This is a genomic window from Slackia sp. CM382 (genome assembly GCF_000293015.1).
Taxonomy (GTDB): Bacteria; Actinomycetota; Coriobacteriia; order Coriobacteriales; family Eggerthellaceae; genus Slackia; species Slackia exigua.
In genome coordinates this window covers 37,384-61,339 of sequence record NZ_ALNO01000001.1, presented here as the reverse complement: position 1 = coordinate 61,339, position 23,956 = coordinate 37,384, and the positions used below count along the sequence as shown (strand labels likewise).

The 23,956-nt window shown below is 59.9% G+C and carries 22 protein-coding genes; 9 read left to right on the top strand and 13 right to left on the bottom strand.

The genetic code is table 11. The features are described 5' to 3' along the window. Positions 1-879, bottom strand: coding sequence for a MaoC/PaaZ C-terminal domain-containing protein (locus HMPREF1155_RS00290; RefSeq protein ID WP_009076486.1), 879 nt, complete (start codon positions 877-879; stop codon positions 1-3). A gap of 548 nt (positions 880-1,427) precedes the next feature. Here HMPREF1155_RS00290 and HMPREF1155_RS00280 point away from each other — a divergent pair. Then, positions 1,428-2,198 carry an alpha/beta fold hydrolase gene (locus HMPREF1155_RS00280; protein WP_009076015.1) on the top strand — a complete coding sequence of 257 codons (771 nt, stop codon included), beginning with the start codon at positions 1,428-1,430 and terminating at the stop codon, positions 2,196-2,198. Between the two features lie 16 nt (positions 2,199-2,214). Here the strand turns inward: HMPREF1155_RS00280 and HMPREF1155_RS00275 are convergent, their stop codons facing one another. From HMPREF1155_RS00275 to HMPREF1155_RS00240, 8 genes are all read right to left on the bottom strand, one after another. Continuing rightward, complete coding sequence (locus HMPREF1155_RS00275) at positions 2,215-3,618, bottom strand: molybdopterin-binding protein (protein ID WP_009076288.1); 1,404 nt, start codon at positions 3,616-3,618, stop codon at positions 2,215-2,217. 475 nt (positions 3,619-4,093) lie between these two features. Continuing rightward, positions 4,094-4,834 carry an ABC transporter permease gene (locus HMPREF1155_RS00270; protein WP_009076036.1) on the bottom strand — a complete coding sequence of 247 codons (741 nt, stop codon included), beginning with the start codon at positions 4,832-4,834 and terminating at the stop codon, positions 4,094-4,096. Continuing rightward, positions 4,831-5,595, bottom strand: coding sequence for an ABC transporter permease (locus HMPREF1155_RS00265; RefSeq protein ID WP_039993049.1), 765 nt, complete (start codon positions 5,593-5,595; stop codon positions 4,831-4,833). The genes HMPREF1155_RS00270 and HMPREF1155_RS00265 overlap by 4 nt, the downstream gene beginning before the upstream one ends. Continuing rightward, positions 5,588-6,511 (bottom strand): ABC transporter ATP-binding protein, encoded by a 924-nt coding sequence (locus HMPREF1155_RS00260; RefSeq protein WP_009076485.1) that lies wholly within the window; start codon positions 6,509-6,511, stop codon positions 5,588-5,590. The genes HMPREF1155_RS00265 and HMPREF1155_RS00260 overlap by 8 nt, the downstream gene beginning before the upstream one ends. A gap of 141 nt (positions 6,512-6,652) precedes the next feature. Continuing rightward, positions 6,653-7,573 carry a sensor histidine kinase KdpD gene (locus HMPREF1155_RS00255; RefSeq protein WP_039993048.1) on the bottom strand — a complete coding sequence of 307 codons (921 nt, stop codon included), beginning with the start codon at positions 7,571-7,573 and terminating at the stop codon, positions 6,653-6,655. 8 nt (positions 7,574-7,581) lie between these two features. Then, positions 7,582-8,274, bottom strand: a complete 693-nt coding sequence (locus tag HMPREF1155_RS00250; RefSeq protein WP_039993047.1) for a response regulator transcription factor — start codon at positions 8,272-8,274, stop codon at positions 7,582-7,584. Next, complete coding sequence (locus HMPREF1155_RS09045; RefSeq protein ID WP_009076063.1) at positions 8,271-8,507, bottom strand: hypothetical protein; 237 nt, start codon at positions 8,505-8,507, stop codon at positions 8,271-8,273. Before HMPREF1155_RS09045 ends, HMPREF1155_RS00250 begins: the two co-directional genes overlap by 4 nt. A 90-nt stretch (positions 8,508-8,597) precedes the next feature. Continuing rightward, positions 8,598-9,077 (bottom strand): TetR/AcrR family transcriptional regulator, encoded by a 480-nt coding sequence (locus HMPREF1155_RS00240; RefSeq protein WP_162130803.1) that lies wholly within the window; start codon positions 9,075-9,077, stop codon positions 8,598-8,600. 245 nt (positions 9,078-9,322) lie between these two features. Here HMPREF1155_RS00240 and HMPREF1155_RS00235 point away from each other — a divergent pair, with 245 nt between their 5' ends. Further along, positions 9,323-11,113 carry a YhgE/Pip domain-containing protein gene (locus HMPREF1155_RS00235; RefSeq protein WP_009076174.1) on the top strand — a complete coding sequence of 597 codons (1,791 nt, stop codon included), beginning with the start codon at positions 9,323-9,325 and terminating at the stop codon, positions 11,111-11,113. Between the two features lie 100 nt (positions 11,114-11,213). On the opposite strand, the gene HMPREF1155_RS00230 is transcribed toward HMPREF1155_RS00235, so the two are convergent. The 4 genes from HMPREF1155_RS00230 to pdxS all read right to left on the bottom strand — a co-directional run bounded on the left by HMPREF1155_RS00230 (position 11,214) and on the right by pdxS (position 14,879). Beyond that, positions 11,214-11,816, bottom strand: a complete 603-nt coding sequence (locus HMPREF1155_RS00230; protein ID WP_006362790.1) for a helix-turn-helix transcriptional regulator — start codon at positions 11,814-11,816, stop codon at positions 11,214-11,216. A gap of 231 nt (positions 11,817-12,047) precedes the next feature. Continuing rightward, positions 12,048-13,040: a CPBP family intramembrane glutamic endopeptidase gene (locus HMPREF1155_RS00225; protein WP_009076438.1), complete on the bottom strand. Its 993-nt coding sequence runs from the start codon at positions 13,038-13,040 to the stop codon at positions 12,048-12,050. A gap of 364 nt (positions 13,041-13,404) precedes the next feature. Next, positions 13,405-14,004, bottom strand: coding sequence for a pyridoxal 5'-phosphate synthase glutaminase subunit PdxT (gene pdxT, locus HMPREF1155_RS00220; protein WP_039993041.1), 600 nt, complete (start codon positions 14,002-14,004; stop codon positions 13,405-13,407). Further along, positions 14,004-14,879: a pyridoxal 5'-phosphate synthase lyase subunit PdxS gene (gene pdxS / locus HMPREF1155_RS00215; RefSeq protein ID WP_009076059.1), complete on the bottom strand. Its 876-nt coding sequence runs from the start codon at positions 14,877-14,879 to the stop codon at positions 14,004-14,006. The genes pdxT and pdxS overlap by 1 nt, the downstream gene beginning before the upstream one ends. A gap of 143 nt (positions 14,880-15,022) precedes the next feature. On the opposite strand from pdxS, the gene HMPREF1155_RS00210 reads away from it, so the two are divergent. From HMPREF1155_RS00210 to HMPREF1155_RS00180, 7 genes are all read left to right on the top strand, one after another. Further along, positions 15,023-16,456 carry a PLP-dependent aminotransferase family protein gene (locus tag HMPREF1155_RS00210; RefSeq protein WP_009076449.1) on the top strand — a complete coding sequence of 478 codons (1,434 nt, stop codon included), beginning with the start codon at positions 15,023-15,025 and terminating at the stop codon, positions 16,454-16,456. Positions 16,457-16,752: 296 nt separating this feature from the next. Further along, positions 16,753-17,367: a TetR/AcrR family transcriptional regulator gene (locus HMPREF1155_RS00205; RefSeq protein WP_009076230.1), complete on the top strand. Its 615-nt coding sequence runs from the start codon at positions 16,753-16,755 to the stop codon at positions 17,365-17,367. A 196-nt stretch (positions 17,368-17,563) separates the two neighbouring features. After that, positions 17,564-18,166, top strand: a complete 603-nt coding sequence (locus tag HMPREF1155_RS00200) for an MptD family putative ECF transporter S component (RefSeq protein ID WP_009076460.1) — start codon at positions 17,564-17,566, stop codon at positions 18,164-18,166. Next, positions 18,167-18,865 carry an energy-coupling factor transporter transmembrane component T gene (locus HMPREF1155_RS00195; protein WP_009076554.1) on the top strand — a complete coding sequence of 233 codons (699 nt, stop codon included), beginning with the start codon at positions 18,167-18,169 and terminating at the stop codon, positions 18,863-18,865. After that, a complete protein-coding gene (locus tag HMPREF1155_RS00190) occupies positions 18,865-20,406 on the top strand; it encodes an ABC transporter ATP-binding protein (RefSeq protein WP_009076106.1) in 1,542 nt (513 codons plus the stop codon). Before HMPREF1155_RS00195 ends, HMPREF1155_RS00190 begins: the two co-directional genes overlap by 1 nt. Continuing rightward, the gene (locus HMPREF1155_RS00185; protein WP_009076202.1) at positions 20,403-22,199 is read left to right on the top strand and encodes an ABC transporter ATP-binding protein; all 1,797 of its coding nucleotides are present in this window, start codon (positions 20,403-20,405) and stop codon (positions 22,197-22,199) included. The genes HMPREF1155_RS00190 and HMPREF1155_RS00185 overlap by 4 nt, the downstream gene beginning before the upstream one ends. Then, positions 22,199-23,956, top strand: a complete 1,758-nt coding sequence (locus HMPREF1155_RS00180; RefSeq protein WP_009076406.1) for an ABC transporter ATP-binding protein — start codon at positions 22,199-22,201, stop codon at positions 23,954-23,956. Before HMPREF1155_RS00185 ends, HMPREF1155_RS00180 begins: the two co-directional genes overlap by 1 nt.

Below are 23,956 nucleotides of genomic sequence, written 5' to 3'. Positions count from 1 at the left end.
CTACGCGCAGGCGGCGTCCCACTCGACGATGCCGTGGTTCAGGAACGGCTTGGAATCGGGGGCATCGGCGTTAACCATGCGGAATCTCGCTTCTCCCTCGGCGGTCTTCCACGCAATGGTGCGCAGGCGGACGCCTGGCAGCACCGGGGAGGTGAAGCGGCACTTGAAGCGTGTCATGGCTTCGGGATGCCCCGGGAACAGCAGGGAAATGACATGGCGCATAGCCACGCCGGCGCTGCTCACGCCATGGGCGATAGGACGCTCGAGACCGGTCTGCTCGGTGTAAGACCAGTCGACATGCTGTTGATGCCAGTCACCCATCAGACGATAGACGAGCGGCCAGTTGTAGCCGTAGGTCTCTTCGAACACGCAGTCGGGTTCGCGGTCGGGGTATTCCACGGAATCCTTGGGCGGTCGCTCGCCGCCCCAGCCGCCGTCGTAGATGCAGCAGTCGTAGGTGTCGACCGTGCACAGATGGGTGCCGTCGGCGGAGTAGGACTTGCCGACTTGCTTGGAGAGGGAGCCGCGGCCTTCTCCGCGATCCCAGACAGCCTCTTGGGTCACGAAGGTTTCGATGCGGTCATTCATTTTGAACGGCGCATGGAAACGCACGTCGATGCCGTAGTGCAGGGAACCGGAGTAATCGAAGCCGTAATCGAGGGTGGTGGTCATCTCCTCGTTAACGGTCAGGGGCACGGCGAAGATGGGCAGAACCTTGAGATTCGGGTTCTTGGCGTCGCCTTCGTTGATATACTCCAGGTCAATACGGCCATCCCAGCCTGCGCCGCACCCAAGCGCGCAGATCTCGAGGTCTTTGAACGTGTAATCGCGCACGAACGGACCGAAGGTCTTTCCGACGATCTCAGTAGAAATAGCCATTCCGTCCCCCTCATACATTCTTTCCGCCACTTCTCGCGCAGTGGCTGCGCTCTCCTCCTTTTCGAATGCCGTATGCGCCACATGCTGCGGCTTTACGCGGTATTTTCCCCGTTCGAACGACAGAGCACGTTTCAGGCCGAGCTAGGCGGCATAGGATTCTTCTTGAACCCTATGAACGATAGGGAATCCATGCAAGCTGGATTTTGGCAAGAGGTACGGTTTTGGTCCTCACAGACGGCTCTGCGCCTGATGTTCCCGGCATTCTGCGCGATGTACGCGTTCTATAATGAGAAAGGCTGCGTCAACATCATGGGTGCGCGATCATAGTACCTGGATCTTCTCATCGCCGCGATAGCGGCTCGTCTGAGGATGAACTCTATATAATGATGCCAAGAGCTATCGAGGGGTTGTCGATGAGAATAGCCGGTTCGTAGCTAGAACCGCGTATCGCGCAGTGCTCTGTCTTGACGAGGGCGGCGCGATGGATCCGTCGCCGTCGACCCGATCATCGAGCATCCCGACGGAGAGCCGTAGAGGCGGTGGGGCACATGACCATGCATGAATTCGGCGAGGAACGCGAAGATCTTCTCGTCATGTTTCATCCGCTCGGCGCGCGCTGGGATGTTTTCAATTACGTGGTGCCGACATTGAAGGAACGCTACCATCTCGTTATTCCGGCGCTGCCCGGTTTCGATCCGGATGCGCCGGAGGCGGATTTTACGAGCGTGGAGCAGATTGCCGATGAAACGGCCGCATGGCTCGCGGGGCATGGCTTCGGACGTGTCGCATGCCTGTACGGCTGCTCCATGGGCGGGGCCGTCGTGGCTCGGATGTTGGCGGTCGGAAAGGTAGGCGTCGACTGCGCCGTGATGGATGGCGGCATGACTCCGTATCGGCTCTGGAAGCCGCTGACGTATCTCGTCGGTATCCGCGATTTCGCAGCGATGGAGATCGGCAAGCATATGAGCGTCAAAGCGTTGCGGAGCATGTTCGACCCCGAGAAATACACGGAAGACGACCTCGCATACATCAAAGAGGCTATGCGCAGCATGAGCGCGAGGACCATCTGGCGCTCGTTCTATTCCTGCAATAACTATTCCATGCCCGTGCCGGTGCCGCCCGTCGATTGCCGAGTGGCGTATTGGTACGGCTCCGACGAGAAAAAGGCGCGGAAGTGGGACATCGCGTATATTCGCACGGCGTTTCCCCATGCGCTGATCGTCGAGAACGCAGGGATGGATCACGCGGAATTCTTCACGCTGCACCCGAAGGAGTTCTGCGAGAAGCTGACCGCATGGATTCGCCTATCGAAACGATGAGGGTCTATCGGGGTCTTTAGCGCCACTCGATCCGGATCACGTCGCCGGGCCTCGGCGCTTCGATGCCCGGGCCCATCGGCAGCATGCAGTATGCGTTCGCCGCCAAGGTCTCCGCGCTGCCGGGGAAGCCCGCGACGGGCCAGGCGCGCAGCGTGCCGTTCTCGGCATGTTCGACGCGCAGCATCCTCACGCCGTAGAACTCGGGCGTGCCGGGCTCGTGTTCCGGGTGCTCCGCCGGCCGTTCCTCTCCGCGCACGGGGCCGCTGTGCTTCTTGGCGCTGCCAGGGCCGCCCGGCGGGAATTCCTCGGCAAGCACGGCCGGCGTGCGTTCCACCTCGGGTTCCAACCCCATGAACGCGCGCATGAGCGGCCGCAGATAGAAGTCAAGCGTGAACGACGCACCGCCCGACGGTCCGGAGATGCCGACGATGGGCGTGCCGTCGATGACGGCGGCGCTGGAATGATGTCCCGGCCCGTGGTTCGTCTGGTGGCAGACCATACGCCCCATCTCTTCCATGACCTCGCACGACCAGTCGTCGCTGCCCTTCGACGAGCCTGCGTTCAGCACGACGATGTCGGCAACTTCCACGGCATGTTCGAGGGCGGCTTCGATGGCGTCGCGGCGGTCGAGCACGATGTCGAACGGCACGAACCGCCCGCCCCATTTCTCGCACTTCGCACGGACGAGCACGCTGTTCGTCTCGAAGGTGCGACCGCGTGCGGCGAAGCTGTCGGCGTGCGCGGGGTCGAACGGCACGCCGGGCGCCATCAGTTCGTTGCCTGTGGGAATGAACGCGACGCGCGGGCGGCGCACTACGGCTACGCTGGCATTGTTGCCGGCGCCGATACGGACGGCCAGATCGGGCGTCACCACGGAACCTGCCTGCGCCAGCACGTCGCCGCGGCGCATGGCGCTGCCGACCGGACGGGTCCCCGCGCCCTGCTTCGACGGGGCGGCATCGATGACGACGTGCTGCTCGTCGGCGGAAACCTGCGCATGCTCGATAACGATGGCCGTGTCGAATCCCTCGGGCATGGCCACGCCTGTGTTCGCGAATTGCCAATCCACGCCGCGCACCCATGCGCCGGTGTCGGGCAGCTGGCCCTCAGGCAGATCCGCGAAATCGGACCAGTGCAGCGCGATGGAGTCCATCGCGCATGTGAGCGCGCTCGGCATGTCGTTCTGCGCGACGACGTCGTATGCCAGCACGCGGCCGATGGATTCCGCAAGGGAAACGCGTTCGACCAGCTTGCGTCGAACGTTGCGCGCGTGCGCGGTAGCCGTGTCGTCCGAGGCGCCTGCTGCCTGCAGCAATGCGCCGCGCCAGCCGAAGCCCTCGGGAAGCTCGTCAAGCATTGCAAGCGTCTGTGCGACCGCTTCTTCGCGCGACAGCTGGATATGCTTCGAATGATCCCTCATGGAACGCCCCTTTCGCTCAACCGGATCCGAACCGGCGCGGATGTTCCTTTCGCCGGGCAAGAAGAAAATGCCCTTGTCCAGCATCTATGCTCAAGCGGCGGCATTTCACCGCAGCCGCTCGCGCGTTCGTTCCGCACCCATTCCTTTATCGCCAGCGATGCAACTATAGCTCAAACGGAAAACCGCCGACCATGAAACTCCGGACAGAATCGTTTCATACCGACCGTCGTGTCGCTTGACATAGTATTCTTGATCGCCTATAAAATCGATCAGGGGTTATTTTCGTTTTAGAAGCATTCATGAATACACCGGTACGTCATGCGATATCCGAGTGCAGCTTGGGCCGAAAGGGTCGAGCAGGTGATTCCCGGGCCGGCTTCGCCGAAGAAGCAGCGAAGCTCATGCGGTGCCGTTCTCATGAACCTCATTGCTGGCGGCAAGGATCTGCAACGATACGGAAGCGCATGCTTCTTGCTTATGCGTTCAAATCATCATACGACGGCAGGTAATGGATGCAGACTGCCAGAATCAGCATCAGCACCGCATACACCGCAACCGAAACGATCGGCGATGCCGTTTCGAGGCCGGCCGCGTAATCCACCAACGTATATCCAGCGGTAATGGGGAAGACGTTCGTCAAGGCGGACTTCCCGACAAATAGGCTGACCAGGCCGAGCAGGAAGGACGCACCCGCTCCGACCAGGTAGTATCCGCGCTTCCGGACGGATAGCGCAATGATCGGGGCTACGGCAAGGAAATTGAAAAACGCCATGCCGCATACCTGCTTCAACGAGAGAGCCGTTTGCTCTGCCGTGATGTCGAAATGCAGGATGAAGTGTCCGGAGAGCATGACCAGGACGAAGCTCGCCAGGCCGAAGAACAGGGAGAAAATCCCTGTGACCAGTATCTTGGCAACGAAGAGCTTCCGCAGGGAGACGGGCACCGCCAGAAGGGATTTCATCGTTCCTGCCTCGTATTCTCGGTTGACCAGATACCCGCCGAACAGCGTGAACGCGGCAGGGAAGACCAGCGTCGTATTGTTGAAGACCAGCACGTAGTTCAGCAGATCGAAATCCATGGCATCGTCGGCGCTATCGCCCAGATACATTTGGAAAACGGAATACCCTACGGAGATTAACACCGCGACGAGGCCGATCAGCAGGACCGGGTTCCTCTTGATCTTGGCGAATTCGCAACGAATCATCCTGATCATCATCGCACCGCCTCCTTACGTCCGTACAGAGCGGAGGCGACTGCCGCCATGACCGTGCCCATGCAGAAGAGGATCAGGAACGCTTCGCCGACCGGCAGGCCGGGAACGAGAAGCGATGCGGAATTCTGTTCCAAGGAAAAAAGATGCAGGAACCAGCGGAAGATCACGATGCGAGGCAGGAACGGCACGATCCCGATCGAAACGCTCATGCCCGAAGCATAGGAATTCACCAGAAGGAATCCCGCGATCGCGTAGAACAGGGACGAGAGCATGGCGAAAACCTTGGCTCGACGGAGCAAGCAGAACAGCAGAACCAACGGCAGCGCATCGAAGAACGACATGATTCCGGCCACCAGGCTGCAACGCAGATAGATCGAGATTCCCTGCCCGCCTCCGAGGACGATTCCGCCCAAGGCGGTTGCCAGCAGCTCGATGGCGGAGTAGGCGACGGACAGGCAAAGCAGTAAAAACAGCTTCGCATAGAAGAGCTTCCGTTTGGAAACCGGGATCGTCAGAATGTTCTTGAACGTGTCGCTATCCTGCTCCGCAGAAAGCAGCATCACACCCAATATGCCGAGGATGCAGGGCTTGAAAAGCAGGTCGCTATAGAGAAACACGAAGCGATAGAGCATCTCGAAGCCGTTTCCGTCGCTGAAAACATACGCAGTCAGAACGAAGGGGAACAAGACGGCCAGCGCCAGTGTCGCCTGTACGAACTTCAGCCGTTTCAGCTTCAAGAATTCGCATTGGATGAGCCTAAGCAATCCCCTCGCCTCCCGTCACCCGCTTGAAGTAATCTCCGAGCGTTTCCTCGCAGGTGTGGGCTTCGGACACCTCCAGCCCGCTTCCGACGTATGCGGAGACGATCTTTCCTACAGGCAGATCGAGGTTGTACAGTCGGAGGGCGTGGTCGTCCTGAACGGCAAAGCGCGTCTCGTGGAACACGTCTTCCAAGATCCGCGCTGCCTGCGCGGCGTCCGAAACGACGAAATGAACGTGTCGGCTGCTCTTTTGTTCCAGAGCTGCAAAGGTTTCCTCCTCCAGCAGCACGCCTTGATCGATGATTCCTATGTCGTCCGCAAGCAGCGCGACTTCAGAAAGGATATGGCTGGACAAAAGGATCGTCTTGCCCCTCTTGTCGCACAGCTCTCGGATGAACGCGCGTACTTCCGCGATTCCGATGGGGTCGAGACCGTTGATGGGTTCGTCCAAGATCAAAAGCTCCGGGTCGTGCATGACGGCCAGTGCGATTGCAAGGCGCTGTTTCATGCCGAGGGAGTATTGGGAGAACAGCTTCTTATCCTTATGCGGCAGGCCGACAAGATCGAGCGCATCCTGAATGGCATGGGCGTTGGGGACGCCTCGCAGCAATGCGAAGATGCGCAGGTTTTCCGTTCCGGTCAGATTCGGGTAAAAGCCGGGCGACTCGATCATGCTGCCGATGCGGGGAAGCGTCCGCTTTTCATTCCCGCGCAACGGCTTTCCCCACAGCAAGACTTCTCCCGAGGTAGGATCGGTCAGCCCGAGCAGCATTTTCATCGTCGTGGTCTTGCCTGCGCCGTTTCTTCCCAAAAGGCCGTAAATTCGGCCTTTCCGCACGTGGATATTCAAGTCCGCCACGCTTTTCTGCGCGCCGTACTGCTTCGTCAGGTGCTTCGTTTCGACGATGAATTCGCTCATGTGAACTCGCTTAGAAAGGGGATCTCTGCGTTCGTGCCACGCTTTATTACAGCAGTCCGACCTTGCATTAACCTTGCAGCAAGCTTGCACGAACCTTGCAATTTCAAGACCGGTCGATCGGAGACCGGCCGAAGGGGATGCTTATTTCGCAAGAAGGGGCAAGGTCAGGACGAACGTCGTGCCCCGACCCAAACTGCTTTCGGCATCGAGCCGGCCGTTCATGTTTTCCGCCAGATGATAGGCGATCGACAGACCAAGGCCGCTTCCTTTCCCGTTCCGGCTCCTGTCGCAGGTGTAGAGGCGGGAAAAGACCTGCTTCAAGTCTGTTTTCGCTATGCCGATACCGTTATCGGTCACGGAAAGCCGCATGGCATCGTCTTGTTTTGTCAGACGCACGCGCATGGCGCTTGCTTGACTGTGCGTGATGACGTTGTGCATCAGATTGTTGATGATTCGCATATAGCCGTCAGGGGCGACATCGACCATGACGGGCTCATCCGGTATATCCATCGAGTATTCGATGCGCTGATCCTCTAGAAGAGGAATCCAGTCGATCAGAATGCCGCGCGTCAGTTCCGTCGCCTCAACGTGCTGCATTTCCATGGTGAAGTCACCCGAATTGAGCTTGAACCAGTCGAACAGCACATCGACGTATCCTTTGAGGCCATAGGCTTTCCGTCGGGCCGTTTCGATGTATTCCTCCCGCTCGGTCCCGGTGACGATGCCTGCATGCACTGCGTCCAGATATCCGATCAGCGTCGTCAAAGGCGTCCTTACGTCATGGGAAAGGCTCGTCATGAGCTGCTTGCTCGCCTCCTCTGCATGTCGAAAGGTCGCGATGCGGTCCTCGTAGGCACTGATGATGTCGTTGATCTCGTAGACGAGCGGGGAGAGGAGCTGGCCGGAATCAGCGAGAAGGCGACGGTTCCCGTTCCCGCTCCTTACGTCGGCCAAGGCTTCGGCGATCTCTTCGATCTGCCGTCGTTCTTCATGCAGGGCAAGGACGGCAGACACGACGGACGTCGCGGCAACGGCCAAGAGGATGACGACGAGAGTTTCCATAGGAAGGATCACACCTCTTTGTTGAGGCGGTAGCCGATGCCCTTCACCGTCTGTATGTACTTCGGATTTCCAGGGTCGACTTCCAGCTTTTTACGCAGGCGGCTGATGACGGCCATGACGTTGCTATCGTCGTACGCGTACGGCTCGCCCCATACTTCTTCGTAGATCTGCTGTTTCGTCAAAATACGCCCTTGGTTTCTCGCGCAATGCAGCAGAATGCCGAATTCCTTCGGGGGAAGTTCGAACGTTCCGTTTTCTGTTGTGACGGAGCGGGCGTCAAGGTCGATCGTCAAGCCGTCGTAGAAAAGCGTCCGTGCATCTTCCTCGCCTTGGTTGAACCTTGTGTAGCGGCGGACGAGGGAGGTGATGCGCGCCAGCAGTTCTTCCATGATGAAAGGTTTCGTCAGGTAGTCGTCGGCACCGTTTCGCAAACCGCGCACTTTCGAGATGCTGTCATCTTTCGCCGTGAGCATCAGAACGGGAACGCTGCTTTCCTTCCTGATGCGTTCCAGCGTTTCGAATCCGTTGAAACCAGGCATCATCACGTCTAGAACGACGAGCTGATATTCGTTTTCCTTCAGCATTTCAAGCCCGGTGCGGCCTGAATGGCAGCAATCGGCGTCCATATCTTCCTGCGAAACGGCACGGCGAATCAGAGCGCAAAGCTCCCGGTCATCATCAACCACTAAAACCCTGTTCATTTCGTCGCCTCCGCTTGCGCCTTGCCTTGCCGCATATGATCGGGGCACGTGTCCGGGCGCGATTCGTCGTTGCCGACGACGAGCAGAGGATCGGCGCAGCCGCTTGCGTCCGCTCCGGCAGACATTCCTGCATCGCATTCAAGATTCACGACGCCGCCCTTGCCACGCAGCTTGAATGTCTGCTTGTTCAGCGCCGTCGGGGCGAGCAGCACCTCTTCCATCGTCGTGCCCATGCTATGGCTCCTGTCCGTCGATCTTGCAGCTGCATGGCATCATACTCGGCTGCATCCGTCATAAGCGCCACCAATTCCAGCTTGCAATTCTTATTCGTCTATCAGGCCCGAGGCGCCTCTCGTGATAAGCAGTCCCATCAAGTGCGTCATCTCGTCGATGTCGGCCTCGCACCCATGCGCCACCCAGCTGCAGATGAGCCCGATCACTCCCGAGGCGATATACGATTCGGCCAGGTGTCCCGCATCCTGCTTGAAAGAGCCGAGGTTTTTGGACAGGGCGGTAATGACATGCCGTCGGATGAGCTCGTCGGCTTTATCGACGAAACCGGGTTCTATGCAGTCGACAAGGAATATACGTACCTCGATCCTGTGTTGCACGATGAATTCGAGCGCGTCTCGCGCCATCGGGAATCGCAGAGGGTCTTCGCATGTGGCCAGCGCTTGGCTCAAGATCGCATCGAGCTGCGCGATAAGGTCGTTTCCGATGGACTCGGCGAGCTCGAAGACATCATGGTAGTGCGTGTAGAACGTGCCGCGGGAGACGCCGCTCTTTTCCGCGAGCTCGTTCACGGTGATCCGTCGCAGCGGCTTCGTCGTTGCAAGTTCTAAGAAGGACCGCTGCAATGCGGCTTTCGTTCGCTGCGCGCCTCTGTTGTTCCTATGATTCATCGTACTTTCCTGAACAATATATTCACATCTGTCAAAAATTTGACGGATGACAATCAAATGATCATTGCATGAACGGGGCTTGGTCGATACGGTTAATGGTATCTAACAATATACAGCTGTCAAATATATGAAACGAGCCGGAAGATATGGCTGAAACCAACGGCATCACGGAAATCGACGGACGACGTGCGGCGCTCACGATCGCGAAGGCGGTCGCCGTGGCGCTCGTCGTAGGGCTTTTCTCGGCGTTCTACTGCTGGGGCTTCTGGGATCCGGCAGGTGCCATGAAGCACGTTCCCGTCGGTATCGTCAATCTTGACGAAGGAGCCGTCGCAAACGGTGAAGACGTGAATCTCGGGGCGGATATCACGCGTCATGCCGTTGAAGGCGATGCGGCGAATTTCGTGGAGCTGGATGCGGACGCTCTCGATGAGGGCGTCGAGAACTCGGGCTGCCTGTTGGTATTCGAGATTCCGGAACGCTTCTCTCGGGATGTGATGTCAGGCACGGATGGGGTGCCGAAAGTCGCCGACCTGGAGGTCTATAAGAACGTCCGCTACAACTACATCTTCTCGCAGTTCTCATCCTCGGTGGAGAAGGAATTCGAGAACGAGATCGACGCCGCCATCGTGAACGCTTATGTGGGCGGGGCCTATGCCGGTCTCGAGCGGGCGCGCAACGGTTTCGAGGACGCGTCGGACGGCGCCGAACGGCTCGCATCCGGAGGGGATGGCCTCGGCATCGGCTTGTCGAGCCTGGAAGAGGGGGCAGGCTCGGCGGCCGAGGGCGCTGGAAGCGTCGCATCGGGCGTGCACGATCTCGCCGAAGGCGCCTCGGTTCTTGACGTAGGTGCGCAATCCCTTGCGGACGGCACGGAATACCTGGCGGACAGCACGCAGGCTATGCCGGGCAAAACGGATCGGCTTGCGTCCGGCGCATCTTCTGCCGCCCAGGCCGGTTTGGAAGATTTCGCGTCGGGGTCAAGGACGTTGGCGGATTCCAGCGACGTGCTCGTCTCTGGAATTCAGCAGGCGAACGATGGAGTGCAGTCCGTTGCGCAGGGCGCAGGCTCGATGAATCAGGGCGCATCGACGTTGAGCGGGGGTGCCGGTGCGCTTGCAGCTGCGCTTCCGCAGATACGCGATGGCGCGGCATCCGCCGAAGACGGTGCCGAGCGGCTTGCATCGGGCGCTTCCGAACTCGTCTCGGCAACCGCGGCCGGTGCGGACGGGCTTTCCGGCAGCCTTGCCGTGGATTCCAGCGACATGGGCGCCTACGTTGCCGATCCCACGAATGCGAGGGTGGAGAAATACGGTGCCCTTGATTACTACGGACAAGGCTTCGCGCCGTTATTCATGACGACCTCTCTTTGGCTCGGCGCGCTGATGATATTCTTCGTGATCGAACCGCTGTGTCCGAAGCAGAGGGGCGCCGGACGGCTCCGTACGGTCCTCGGCAGGATTCCTTCGTACCTCGCCGCCTGCGCCCTCGAGGCCGCAACCGTCACGGCGGCCGCCTTCCTCATCGGCGTTCCTTCCATGTATTCCACATCGCCGTTTCTGCTCTTCGGATACGCGCTGTCGGTAAGCGTCTGCTTCATGCTGATCATGCAGTTCCTCAACATGACGCTCGGCGTCGCCGGCAAGGCTCTTGCGGTGCTCGTCCTGATACTGCAGCTTGCGTGCTCGGGCGGCACGCTGCCGGTCGAGCTGGGACGCGGATTCCTTGCCTCGATGAAGCCGTTCATGCCGTTCACGTATGCGATCGACGGCTTTCGTGAAACGATAACCTATGCGAATCCGTCGGTTATCCTGGGTGACCTCGGGATTCTCGCCGCAGCGGGCATGATCTTCCTTATGCTTTCACTCGCGACATGGGATTTCGCCGAAAAGAGGCGTGTTGTCGAGACGGCGCAGTTCGTGGCATGGAACGCATGATCGCAGGTGCCCGTGCGGATACGTCCGCTACGTGCTTGGAAGAAACGAGGATGCCGCTCGCGCAGATGAAGGCATACGCCGACCTGCGCGAGCGGATCGACTATTCCTGATCCTTGCGGAACTCGCGGATCATCCTGGCAAGGCCGCTGAAGTCCAGGTGCACATGCTCCTTGTCGTTGTCGACATGGATGCCGTCCCAGCCCACGTGGACTTCTTCGCCCTTCTTGGAATCGCGGACGTGCACGCCTTGCGAGAAGCTGATGTCGACGTAATCCTGCTCGGGGTTTTCAGGGCGTTGCCAAGCGGGCTCCTTCTCCGCGGCATCGGGCGTCTCTTCGGCTTTTCGAGGATCACCGCCGGCAACGCCCGCGTTCTCGCCGCCGTCGGATCGGTCCTCGGTTTTTCCGGATGCTCCGTCGGTCGAATTCGTTTTCCCGGCGTCTTCCTCGGCGTCGTTCGTCCTTATAGTCCCTTTCGTCGTTTCAGCGGCCGTTTTCTCGGGATCGGCGAACAGCAGCTCGTCGACCGTCACTCCGTAGAGCATGGCGAGCGCGATAAGGTTGTCGGTGTCGGGGGATGATTCGGCGCATTCCCACTTCGACACCGCCTGGCGCGATACGCTGATCTTGGCGGCAACCTGCTCCTGGGAAAGCCCGGATGCGCGACGGTATTCGTAGAGCCTCTTCGCTATTTCGATCTTCATGAGGGGGACCTTTCTCTGTCATGGTCGGCATGAACCTTGCAGCTGCATGGCACCATGCTCGGTCTCGTCCATCGCGAGCGCCACCAATTCCAGCTTGCAATTCGTGTCCGCAACCGATAGTTGCGCTCAAGAATCGATAGAGCGCGCTTCCATTCGACCGGTCCCATGCGTTCGCCCGTGCGGTCGCCGCTTCTTGCCGTCGTCCGGCATTCGTTGGCGTTTCGCCTTGGCTTATGCCGTCTCCTTCGATTCGACATCGGTTTCGTCCATGACGGGCCGCGTCTTCCAGATGTCGGTGATGCGGGTGCCGTTTTTCTTGATCAGATATATGAGCGCCGCAATTGCGACCACCTGCACCAGGATGGCCATTATAGAGCCTTCGAGCCCGAAGCCCGTCGTATAGGCAAGACCATCGCGAGCCGAGGCCGCGTCCAGCTTGAAAATCGAGTAGGGGAGTACATTCCCGCTGTTGGGAAGCCCGAGGACGATGCTTTGAAGGTAATTCCACGCCGTATGGGCCGCCATGGACATCCAGATGCTGTCGAAGTAGTAGACCAGGAGGGAGAACAAGATCCCGCAGACCATGATGTCCACGATAGACAGTACGGTCACTCCTGGGTTCAGAAGGTGGAACGCCGCGAATATCGCTGCGTTCCCGACGATCGCGACCACCGGCCTCTTGTATTTGTTCAGCAGCTTCTGGTACAGGTATCCTCTGCAGACCAGCTCTTCCGCCGACGACTGGACGAACACGCATACGAGAAGGATCAGCGCGTAGGCTATGTTGAACGAGCTGAAGTCAAGAGAGATGCTTCCGAGCATGCACGCCGCGAACGCGCAGAATCCGTTGAGCGCCGCGCCGAGGGCGAAGCCGATCATCAGGTTCCTGAAGCTGTTTCCCGCCGATCTTCTGTCGATGGCTTTCCAGATCGGCTTGTTGGCCTTGCGCAGAAACCAGAGGAGCGCGACGAGCCATACTCCGATGGATGCCAGATACGCTTGTCCGGTTGCAAGCCAATCAGGAAGCAACCCCATCATGGTCGAAGCGATTTCCTGCGCGTCCGTCATTCCGACGATTTCGTCTCCATAGGCCAACCCGGCGTAGATTCCTACGAAAGCTCCCGTGAGCAGCCCGCCGATCAAGCCGCCGATCCCTGTCAGGAAGACGCTGCCGACCAGGTAGCCGAACCAGCTGTCCGCTATGCTCTTAAGCGCTTTTTTCATCAACGACCCTCCGTTGCGCATCTACTCCGATTCCCCCGCTTTCGTACCTGTCGCCTCGAGAGGTGTTTGGCGGTTGACGGTCGAACACTATGCGGCACCCTTTGGTGTTGATGGAGAACATCGAGCGAATGAACATAATTTCGCTTTTTCTCGGACTCTCCTCGCCGGAGAGCTTCGCATCATGCCAAGCATCTTGCATAGGCGAGGAAAGCTGCCGATATCATGGGCGCCGTGCTCGTTGGAAGAGATGGCTGGGCCGTCATCGAGGAGATTCTCCGCTCCATGGTATTTCCGGATATGTCAGGCGTGCGTTCGTGCCGTCGTACGTATCGCACATCCTCAACCCAGCGCAACGGGTTCGGCCTCAGAGCGATAGGAACATCCGGTGCACGCGAGCATCCTCGTCGAGTTCGGGATGGAAGGACGTTCCGATTTGATTGCGCCAGCGCACGCCGACGATGTTCCCGTCGACGCGGGCGAGCACGTCGCATCCGTCGCGCGTCTCCACGACGAACGGGGCTCGTATGAACGTCATCGGAATGGCGCCTGCATCGTCGAAATCGGCCCTGGTCCTGAAGCTTCCGAGCTGACGTCCGTATGCGTTGCGCCTGACCGTGACCGGAAGCGTCCCAAGCCAGGTAGCGTTGTGCTGGCCGTCCACGACGCTTCCATCCCCATTGATGCCGTCTATGCGCTCGGCCATGAGTATCAGGCCGGCGCAGGTTCCGAGCGTCGGCATGCCGGCCTCGATCATGTCGCGCAGAGGCTCCAGCATGCCGAGTTCTCGCAGCATCCGGCCCTGAGCCGTGCTCTCTCCTCCCGGCAATACCAGACGATCGAATCCTTTATGCAGGTCGGACGCTTGTCTGAGCTCGATGCATTCCACGCCGAGCTCAGACAGCATGCGTTCGTGCTCGGCGAAGGCGCCTTGCACCGCAAGGATCCCGACGCGTTCGGCACCCATCACCGGCCGCGTTCTTCCATGATGAGCTCTATTTCATCCGCATTGATGCCCACCATGGCCTCGCCGAGACCTGACGAGAGCTCCGCGATCAGCTTGGCGTCCTCGTAGTTCGCGACGGCTTTCACGATCGCATCGGCGCGCTTCGCAGGATCCCCGCTCTTGAAGATGCCGCTTCCGACGAAGACGCCTTCTGCACCGAGCTGCATCATCAGCGCGGCATCCGCAGGCGTGGCGACGCCGCCGGCCGCGAAGTTGACGACGGGAAGGCGGCCGCTTTCATGCACGCCGCGGATAAGCTCCACAGGTACTCCCAGGCGCTTGGCCTCTTCGAACAGCTCATCGTCACGCAACGACCGCACATGCCTGATCTGGGAGTTGATGAGCCTCATGTGACGTACGGCTTGCACGACGTCGCCTGTGCCCGGTTCTCCCTTCGTACGGATCATCGTCGCGCCCTCGGCTATGCGGCGCAGCGCCTCGCCGAGGTCGCGCGCCCCGCAGACGAACGGAACGTCGAATGCGGTCTTGTCGATGTGGTAGGCATCGTCGGCAGGCGAGAGGACCTCCGATTCGTCGATGTAGTCGATGTCGATGGCTTGGAGGATCTGCGCTTCCACGAAATGGCCGATGCGGACCTTGGCCATGACGGGAATGCTCACGGCCTTCTGGATTCCCTTGATCATCTCGGGATCGCTCATGCGCGAGACGCCGCCGGCCGCGCGGATGTCCGCGGGGATGCGTTCGAGCGCCATGACCGCGCACGCACCGGCCTTCTCCGCCACGCGCGCCTGTTCCGGCGTCGTCACATCCATGATGACGCCGCCTTTGAGCATCTGGGCGAGCTCTCTGTTGAGTTTGATCCTGTCGACGTTCATGAGGCATCTCCTTCGTCCGAGCCATGGTTTCGGCGAAGCATAGTGCTTCATTGAATATGGCGGAATATTCAATGAATGCAAAAATGATAATGTCAGAATATAGTCAGAACAGTTACTTCGATATGATCAGAAGGAGGGGCGTCGTGCGCATCTACGATCTTGCGGATCGCGGGAACTTGAGTCTGTACGAAAGTCTCTACCGCCATATCCGCGATGACATCCTTGCCGGGAATCTGTTGCCGGACGATCGCCTTCCTTCGAAACGAAGCCTGGCGGCCGACCTCGGCGTGAGCGTGATAACCGTCGAAGGCGCCTATCGCCAGCTGCAAGCCGAAGGATACATCGTATCTCGCGAACGCAGCGGATACTACGTGCGCAGCATCGCGACGCGCCCTCATGCGACAAGGCCCGCATCGTCGCGTGCCGTGACGTCCCGTCCGACCTTCGCCGTCGCGGATTTCTCGTCGGCGCCCGCATGCTCCGACCGATCGTTCGCCCGGCTTTGGGAGAAGACGCTTCGCGACGTCATCGCGCATGAATCCGAGCAGGACCTGTTCGCGCGACAGCCGCCCCAGGGATCGCAGAGGCTGAGGGAATGCATCGCGTCATGGCTCGCGCGTGCTCGTGGCATCACGACCGGTCCGGACAGGATCGTCGTCGCTGCCGGCGCTCCGATGCTCTACGGGCTTGTGGCGTTGATGCGGGGGCGGCGGGGACGCGCCGGGGCCGTTGCGCTCGAATCGCCCGGATACGGGATGATCAAGGGCATCTACGAAACGATGGGCTGGCGCGTTGCGCCGATGCCGCTCGATGCCGAGGGCATCGATTGCTCCATGCTCGAGAAGAGCGCGGCATCCCTGGTCCACGTCATGCCTTCGCACCAGTTCCCCACGGGGCGCGTGACCACGGTATCGCGGCGTTACGAGCTCTTAAGATGGGCATCGCAGGCAGGCGATCGGTACATCGTCGAAGATGACTACGACTGGGAGTTCAGGCTTTCGGGCAAACCGATCCCGTCGCTCAGCAGCATCGATGCCGAGGGCAAGGTCATCTATCTCAGCACGTTCTCGAAGAGCCTGAGTCCGTCGCTGCGCATCGCGTTCGGCGTGTTCCCCAGCGAGCTGGATGAGGATCTCGAACGCGTGCTGGGCTGTTTCGCATCGACGGTCGGGACCATCGACCAGATCGCGCTCGCCCGTCTCATGGAGTCGGGGGGATACGAACGTCATGTCGGCAGGTATCGCACCAAGGCCCGCGCGGCGCGCGATTGCCTGATCGGTGCGTTTCGCGAAAGCCCGATCGCAGGCCGGCTTTCGTACGAGGAATGCGATTCGGGCCTGCACTTCGTGCTCTGCGTGGACACGCCCGCCCGTGCCGAGGACATCGCGAGACGTGCGGCCGAGCGGGGTGTCGGATTGGCGCCGCTCGAACGGTATGATCTGGGAGGCATGATGGCTTCGGATGGCCGCGTCCGCTTCGTGATGCAGTATGACGGCATCGAGTGCGAAACGCTTATGCGCGCAGCCGTCATCGTTTGCGAATCGATAGAGCGCGCTGAACGGCGGCAGGCGAAATAGCAGCAGGTCGAGCAACGGCAGGCAAACCGATGGCAAGCAAGCCGATGGCAAGCAGGTCGATGTCAGGCAAACCGATGGCAGGCAAACCGATGGCAGGCAAACCAACGGAAAGCATGCCGGCGTCAAGCGGGCCAACGATAGGTCGAGTCGCTGAATGACGGTACGTCGGGCTGCCGAATCGGCCATCTCCGCCGAACCGCTTCGGCGGGCGCCGGCTCGCGGAATATCTCGTTGACAACCTGGGTTCGCTGAATATACTAGCGGTATATACTAGTGGTATATTCGAGGAAGAGCCTATGGAACGCACAGAAACCCAGATGAAGATCCTAGAGGTCGGGAAGCGGGAATTCCTTGAGAAAGGCTTCAAGGATGCGTCTCTGAACAGGATCGTCGCCGAAGCGGGGTTCACGAAGGGCGCATTCTACGGATATTACCCGGACAAAGCGGCCCTCTTCGAGGACATCGTCCGAGAGGCGGCGGATGGGCTCGTGGATCGATTCAAAGCCGCGCAGGACGCCCATTTCGACTTGATTCCCGAAGAGAGGACGAAAGAGAGCCTTGCCCTGTCCACGCAGTATCTGCGCTCGTTCGTGGAATACCTGTACGCCCACTTCGACGAGTTCAGGCTGATCCTGTGCTGCGCGGACGGTACGAAATACGCTTCCTTCCTCCATGACCTCGTAGATAGGGAGGTGGAGAAAACGGAGTCGTATTACAAGGCTCTTCGCGAAAAAGGGAAGCTGAGCGGACGGATGTCCCGGCAGCTGCACCATATGATCACGAGCGCCTACTTCGCGGCTGTGTGCGAACCCATCGTCCACGCCATGCCGAAGGATGAGGCCATGCAGTACATCGAGGAGCTCGCGAAATTCTTCAATGCCGGCTGGGAGGGCCTTCTTCGCTTGGAATAGGCATCCTCTGGAAGGGACGCTGCTCGAAAAGGGGAGTCTGCCGAAAGGTTTTCACCTAGGGCGAGGATCCCTCGAAGGAGTCCTCGACTAAAGCGGGATGGCTTCGACGGGAGCATCGTCCGATGGGGATATCCCTTCTTTTTTCACTACGAGTTAGCTGAATCTTACAAACCAACGTATCGTTTGGAGGCGAATCATGAGCAAGACGGGTTCGGAGAAGCTGGAGACGAGGGACTTCATTTCCGTCGGCATCTTCTCCCTGATCTATGCCGTGGTGGCGTTCGTGGTCGGCGGCGTGGCGCAGATGACGCCCGTCACGTTTCCGTTCATGCCGATGATCGTGGCCCTGTTCACGGGAACGGTCTTCATGCTGTATGTGGCCAAGATCCCGAAGAGGGGCGCGCTTTCCATCCTCGGCGTCATCGCCGCGATCCTGCTGTTCGTCACGGGCATGTTCTGGATGATGTCCGCGTTCTTCCTGGTATTCGGAATCGTGGCGGACGGAATCTGCGCATCGGGAGGCTTCAGGTCGTTCAGGAAGAACCTGGCTGCCTATTGCGTGATGGCGCTTGCGCCTCTCGGCGCGTATGTTCCCATGGTCGTCATGCCGGAGCAGTTCGATGCCTTCATGCGGAGCAAAGGGGATGTTGCCTCTTTCGAGGGAATCATCCATGCCATCGGGGGAACGTGGTGGATCCTTCCCGCGCTGGTCGTCGGGACCGTCGTCTGCGCGCTGATCGGAGGATTCATCGGAAAGAAGCTTTTGAGGAAGCATTTCGAGAAGGCGGGGATCGCATAGATGGGGCTCGATCCGCGCACGAAGCTCCTGATTCTGGCGATCACGAGCGTTTCCGTCTTTCTGAACAGGAGCATCGCCGTCGAATGCGCGTATGCAGGCATTCCTCTTCTGATGCTTGCGGCGTCGGGGCAGCCGAAGAAGGCTGTGCGGTACGGCTTGTTCTTCGTCCTGCTTCTAGCGGTGCAGCTGTGCGCGGTGCCCCATCTTCCGGTGGCGGCCGGCGGGATCGTCTACATGTTCGCCGTGTACATCCGAAAGCTTCTGCCCTGCTTCATGCTGGGAAGCTATCTGATCTCCACAACGCGCGTGAGCACGTTTTTGGCTGCTCTCGCGAAGCTTCGGCTGCCCGAAGGCCTGACGATCGCCCTTGCCGTCACGCTCCGGTTCCTTCCCACCCTGGCTGAGGAATGGGCCACCATCCGAGACGCCATGGCGCTTCGCGGCATATCGGCCTCGGTAGGCGGGGTGCTCCGTCATCCTGCGCAGACGACGGAGCACGTGTACGTTCCTCTGCTTGTGTCCGCATCGAGGATATCCGACGAGATCACGCAGGCCGCGATCACGCGCGGCATCGAGCATGCGCACGAGAGGACTTGTTTGGAAGAGCCTTCCTTTTCCGCCGTCGATGCGGCAGCGGTCCTTGTCTACGCGGCCTTGGTCGCAGGCATGGTCTTCGCGAACGTCAAGGGGGTGTTCTGATGATAGAGATGCAGGATGTCTCTTTCGAGTATCGGGCGGCCTTCTCCGAGGAAGGGAAAGAAGATGGCCTGGGCCGCGCGAAGGACGGCAGAGGCGGCGGAAGCGGCAAGAACGATGGAAGCGGCAGGGGCGGCGTGCGCGGATTGTCCCTTCGCATAGATCGTGGCGAATGCGTTTTGCTCTGCGGCGCATCGGGCTGCGGGAAGACGACGGTCGCCCGGCTCGTGAACGGGTTGATTCCCCATTTCTTCGAAGGAAAGATCGCGGGAACCGTATGCGTGGACGGCATGGATTCCCAAGAAACGGAGATCGCCACGCTCTCCGATGCGGTGGGAACCGTGTTCCAGAATCCCCGGACCCAGTTCTTCAACGCCGATGTCGACAGCGAGATCGTGTTCGGATTGGAAAACAGGGGAATCGCGCGGGCGCAGCTTTGCGCTCGACTGGATGATGTCACCGAAGAGCTGCACCTCCAGGCGCTGAGGGGAAGAAGCGTGTTCGAGCTTTCCGGCGGGGAGAAGCAGAAAGTCGCATTCTCCAGCGTCTATGCCTCCGATCCGGATGTGCTGGTCTTCGACGAACCGTCCTCCAACCTGGACATGAAGTCCATCGATGAGCTTGCCAAGCTCATGCGGACGGCGAAGGGGAAGGGAAAGACGATCCTTATCGCAGAGCATCGCATCTGGTATCTGATGGACATCGTGGATCGCGTGATCTATCTGCAGGATGGGGCGGTCGTTTCGGACATGCCCATCGAAGGCTTCAGGAGGCTTTCGGAACGCGACATGCGCAGCAGGGGTTTGCGTTCCCGGAACCTTGCCGCCTTGCAACCCGAGGCGACGGTGCGCCCGAGCGTTTCCGGCAATGTCCTTTCCCTTGAAAACGTGAGCATCCGGCTTGGCGGCAACGAGGTATTGAAAAGCATCTCGTTCCAGGCGAACGCCGGCGAGATCGTCGCGATCGCGGGGGCGAACGGAGCGGGGAAGACGACGCTTGCGCGGGCGATCTGCGGGCTTGCGAACGATGCTTCGGGAACCGTGCGGTGGAACGGGCGCCCCTTGAACCGTCGCGCGCGCCGCAAGAAGTCTTACCTGGTCATGCAGGACGTCGGTCACCAGCTCTTCTCCGACAGCGTGATGGAGGAATGCCGTCTGGGCATCAAGGATCCCGATAGAGACGGCATCGAATCGGCGCTTCGCAGGGTCGATCTGCTGGCGTGCAAGGATCGCCACCCTCTTTCCCTATCGGGGGGACAGATGCAGCGGCTCGCCGTCGCGGTCAGCGAGGTCTGCGGGAAGGATCTGCTGGTTTTCGATGAGCCTACCAGCGGCCTGGATCTTCGAAGCATGGAGGAGGTCGGCGGGCTGGTGCGGGTTCTTGCGGATCAAGGAAAGATTCTTCTGGTCATCACCCATGACATCGAATTCATGATGCGCATCTGCACCCGCATCCTCGTTCTTGAGAACGGACGCGTGGCCGCGGATCTGTCGGGTGGAAAACGAGCTCTGATCGTCGATCTGATGCGAGGTGGGAAACGATGAGCAATGCAGGACAGAGTGCGGCATCCATCCTGATGGGCTTCGCGCGGCCGTGCAAGGGGATGCTTGCGGGATCGGTCGTGCTGGCGGTGCTCGGGGCGCTGTGCAGCATGGTTCCGTACATCGCCGCGTCGCGGGGCATCATCATGGTCTGCAGCGAAGATTACGACTTCAGCGTATTCGCGCTGCTTGCGGGAATCGCGCTTGCCGGATATCTGGGACAGGTGTGGCTCGGCACGTTCTCTACGATGAAAAGCCACGAGGCCGCCTTCACGATTCTGGGGAATATCCGCACGGCGATCACGGGAAAGCTTTCCCGCGTTCCTATGGGGACGATCCTCGACACGCCTTCCGGCACGTTCAAGACCATTGCGGTCGATACCGTCGAGAAGCTCGAGCTGCCGCTGGCCCACATGGTGCCGGAATTGACCGCCAACACCCTGATCCCCGCCATGATGCTTGCGTACCTGTTCGTCCTCGATTGGAGGATAGCCCTGATATCCCTTGCGACCATCCCGGTCGGGATTTTCTGCTACATGGGAATGCTGAAGGACTACGAGCGCCGGTATGCGAGAGTGCTGACGGCGGGGAAGCGCATGGATGCCGCGACGGTGGAATACATCGGCGGCATCGAAGTGGTGAAGACCTTCAACCAGGGGGATCGTTCGTACAAGAAGTACGCGGACGCTGTGGCCGAGAACAGGGCGTCGAAGGAGACGTGGTTCAGGCAGACCAACGGTTACTACGTGGTGGGGCTTTCCATTCTGACGGCAACGCTCACGGGCGTCCTGCCGCTGGGAAGCTGGCTGTTCATGAACGGGAACATAGAGGCGGGAACGTTCATCACCTGCATCGTCCTTGCGCTCGGTCTGGTGAAGCCTCTGATCCAGGCGCTTCAGTACACCGATAGCCTTGCTATGGTGGATTCCACCGTGAAGGAGGTCAAGGCCCTGCTCGACCTTCCCGAGCTATCAAGGCCGGATGAAAAGGCACCGCTGGTCGATACGCACGTCTCCTTCGAAGACGTCACCTTCCGATACGAGGGCGCGCCTTCCGGCGATGGAGAAGGGGACGGCTCAAAGCACGACGGCACGGAGGTGCTGCACGGCGTTTCCTTCGATTGCCCCAAGGGCGGCATGACCGCGATCGTCGGGCCTTCCGGCTCCGGCAAATCCACGATCGCGCGACTGATCGCCTCGTTCTGGGAGGCGGAGCGCGGCTTCGTCCGCATCGGTGGCGTGGACGTGCGGAAGATGCCGCTGTCGCAGGTGATGGAGCTCGTTTCCTATGTGTCGCAGGACAACTTCCTGTTTCATCTTTCCGTTCGGGAGAACATCCGCATCGGCAAGCCGGATGCGACGGATGCGGAGGTCGAGGATGCGGCGCGAAAGGCGAGCTGCCATGATTTCATCCTCTCTCTTCCGAAGGGATACGACACGTTGGCGGGCGATGCGGGAAGCCATCTTTCCGGAGGCGAGCGCCAACGCATCGCGATCGCGCGGGCGATTTTGAAGAACAGCCCGATCGTCGTGCTCGATGAGGCGACCGCATTCACCGACCCGGAGAACGAGGCCGCGATACAGGCGTCCATCGCTAAGCTCGTGGCGGGAAAGACCTTGATCGTGATCGCCCACAGGCTTTCCACCATCGTCGATGCGGACAAGATCCTCGTGATCGATCGGGGCCGCGTCGCCGCCGAAGGGACGCATGAGGAGCTGGTTGCGGAAAGCCCGCTGTACGGGCAGCTCTGGAATGCCCACGTCGCGAGTCGCGATACCGCAGAGGAGGTGGCGTGATGATACGTCTGTTCCAAAGGCTGCTCGCGTTTGCGGGTAACCAGAAAGGCCGGCTCATACGATCGTTTCTCGCGTATCTCGTCAGCTCGTTTTTCGAGATGCTTCCCATCATGGCGATTCTCGTCGTGCTTTCAGGCATTTTGGCGTCGCTTGATGGCGGCGCTATGCCTGCAGACGCGATCTGGATCTCGCTCGGCATCATGCTGGTCTCTATCGCCGGCAGGATCGCGTTCGTAGGTCTGTCTGCGAACGCGAGGACGCTCGGCAGCTTCGCGTTCGGCGCCGAGAAACGCATGGAGATCGGCGAGCGTCTGAAGAAGGCGCCGATGGGGTATTTCAACGAGAACAGGCTGGGCGATATCACGGCGGCCGTGACCACCACGCTGGGCGACCTTGAGCAGCAGTCCGTCGCGATCATGGAACACATCGCCGGGGGATTCATCCATGCCGTCGTGATCGGCACGTGGCTTCTGGTCTACGAATGGCGCATCGGGCTTCTTTCCCTTGCAGGGCTTGCCGTGGCGCTCATCGTGTACGCCTTCATCGGCAAGGTCGGCACGAAATACGCGCCCCGCAGACAGGCGGCTCAGGCGGGCCTGGTCACGTCCATGCTCGAATACGTTCAGGGCATGGGGGTCGTGAAGGCTTTCGGCCTGGCAGGCAGGTCCGAGAAGGCCGTGGACGCCGCGATCGGAGAGAGCAGGGATGCGAATACCGTTTTGGAAAAGGCGTTCTCGAAGATGACGGCGCTCTATCAGACCGTGTTCAAGTTCGCCCGCGCGGCGATTCTCGTCTTTGCTCCCTACCTCCTGATCGGAGGGGAGATCACGGCTGAGAAGTGCCTTCTTCTGCTCGTGGCGAGCTTCATGATCTATGCCACCGTCGAAGTGGCGGGCAGCATGTCGTCCGTCGCCCGCGCGGTCGAGGCATCGCTTGACAGGTTGGATGTCGTGACCCATATGCCGTCTTTGGACGAGGGCGGCGCGAATTTGGATCCCGATACGTTCACCATTGAAGTCAAGGACGTTTCCTTCGGATACGACCGCACGGAGATCCTGCATCATATCGACCTGACCGTGCCGGAGAGAAGCACCTGCGCCATCGTCGGGCCGTCGGGTTCCGGCAAGACCACCCTGTGTTCTCTGATTGCTCGCTTCTGGGATGTGGATGCAGGAAAGATCCTGGTAGGCGGCAGGGACGTGCGGGAGTATACGAGTGATAGCCTCCTGAAGAACTTCGCCATCGTGTTCCAGAACGTCTATCTGTTCGAAGACACCGTTGCGAACAACATCTGCTTCGGACGGCCGGAGGCGACGGAAGAAGAGATGATCGCTGCCGCGAAGAAGGCCTGCTGCCATGATTTCATCATGGCGCTTCCCGACGGTTACCGGACGCATATCGGCGAAGGAGGGTCGAGCCTTTCAGGCGGCGAGCGTCAGCGCATCTCCATCGCTCGCGCCATTCTGAAGGACGCTCCTATCGTCATCCTGGACGAGGCGACGGCAAGCGTCGATCCGGAAAACGAACAGGAGCTTCAAAAGGCGATTGCCGAACTGACCAAGGACAAGACGATACTCATGATCGCGCATCGCCTGGCTACGGTGCGCATGGCGGACCAGATCGTCGTGCTCGACGGCGGCAGCATCGTGCAGCGGGGCACGCACGACGAGCTGATGGCGGAAGAAGGGATATACCGGCGATTCGTCGGCATGAGAAGCCGGGCCATCGGCTGGCGCCTCGCACGAGGGGGAGTGTGA

Coding starts and splice junctions, on each gene's coding strand:
- HMPREF1155_RS00290 (WP_009076486.1), bottom strand. CDS start 879: ATGGCTATTTCTACTGAGATCGTCGGAAAGACCTTCGGTCCGTTCGTG.
- HMPREF1155_RS00280 (WP_009076015.1), top strand. CDS start 1,428: ATGACCATGCATGAATTCGGCGAGGAACGCGAAGATCTTCTCGTCATG.
- HMPREF1155_RS00275 (WP_009076288.1), bottom strand. CDS start 3,618: ATGAGGGATCATTCGAAGCATATCCAGCTGTCGCGCGAAGAAGCGGTC.
- HMPREF1155_RS00270 (WP_009076036.1), bottom strand. CDS start 4,834: ATGATGATCAGGATGATTCGTTGCGAATTCGCCAAGATCAAGAGGAAC.
- HMPREF1155_RS00260 (WP_009076485.1), bottom strand. CDS start 6,511: ATGAGCGAATTCATCGTCGAAACGAAGCACCTGACGAAGCAGTACGGC.
- HMPREF1155_RS00255 (WP_039993048.1), bottom strand. CDS start 7,573: ATGGAAACTCTCGTCGTCATCCTCTTGGCCGTTGCCGCGACGTCCGTC.
- HMPREF1155_RS00250 (WP_039993047.1), bottom strand. CDS start 8,274: ATGAACAGGGTTTTAGTGGTTGATGATGACCGGGAGCTTTGCGCTCTG.
- HMPREF1155_RS09045 (WP_009076063.1), bottom strand. CDS start 8,507: ATGGGCACGACGATGGAAGAGGTGCTGCTCGCCCCGACGGCGCTGAAC.
- HMPREF1155_RS00235 (WP_009076174.1), top strand. CDS start 9,323: ATGGCTGAAACCAACGGCATCACGGAAATCGACGGACGACGTGCGGCG.
- HMPREF1155_RS00230 (WP_006362790.1), bottom strand. CDS start 11,816: ATGAAGATCGAAATAGCGAAGAGGCTCTACGAATACCGTCGCGCATCC.
- HMPREF1155_RS00225 (WP_009076438.1), bottom strand. CDS start 13,040: ATGAAAAAAGCGCTTAAGAGCATAGCGGACAGCTGGTTCGGCTACCTG.
- pdxT (WP_039993041.1), bottom strand. CDS start 14,004: ATGGGTGCCGAACGCGTCGGGATCCTTGCGGTGCAAGGCGCCTTCGCC.
- pdxS (WP_009076059.1), bottom strand. CDS start 14,879: ATGAACGTCGACAGGATCAAACTCAACAGAGAGCTCGCCCAGATGCTC.
- HMPREF1155_RS00205 (WP_009076230.1), top strand. CDS start 16,753: ATGGAACGCACAGAAACCCAGATGAAGATCCTAGAGGTCGGGAAGCGG.
- HMPREF1155_RS00200 (WP_009076460.1), top strand. CDS start 17,564: ATGAGCAAGACGGGTTCGGAGAAGCTGGAGACGAGGGACTTCATTTCC.
- HMPREF1155_RS00195 (WP_009076554.1), top strand. CDS start 18,167: ATGGGGCTCGATCCGCGCACGAAGCTCCTGATTCTGGCGATCACGAGC.
- HMPREF1155_RS00190 (WP_009076106.1), top strand. CDS start 18,865: ATGATAGAGATGCAGGATGTCTCTTTCGAGTATCGGGCGGCCTTCTCC.
- HMPREF1155_RS00185 (WP_009076202.1), top strand. CDS start 20,403: ATGAGCAATGCAGGACAGAGTGCGGCATCCATCCTGATGGGCTTCGCG.
- HMPREF1155_RS00180 (WP_009076406.1), top strand. CDS start 22,199: ATGATACGTCTGTTCCAAAGGCTGCTCGCGTTTGCGGGTAACCAGAAA.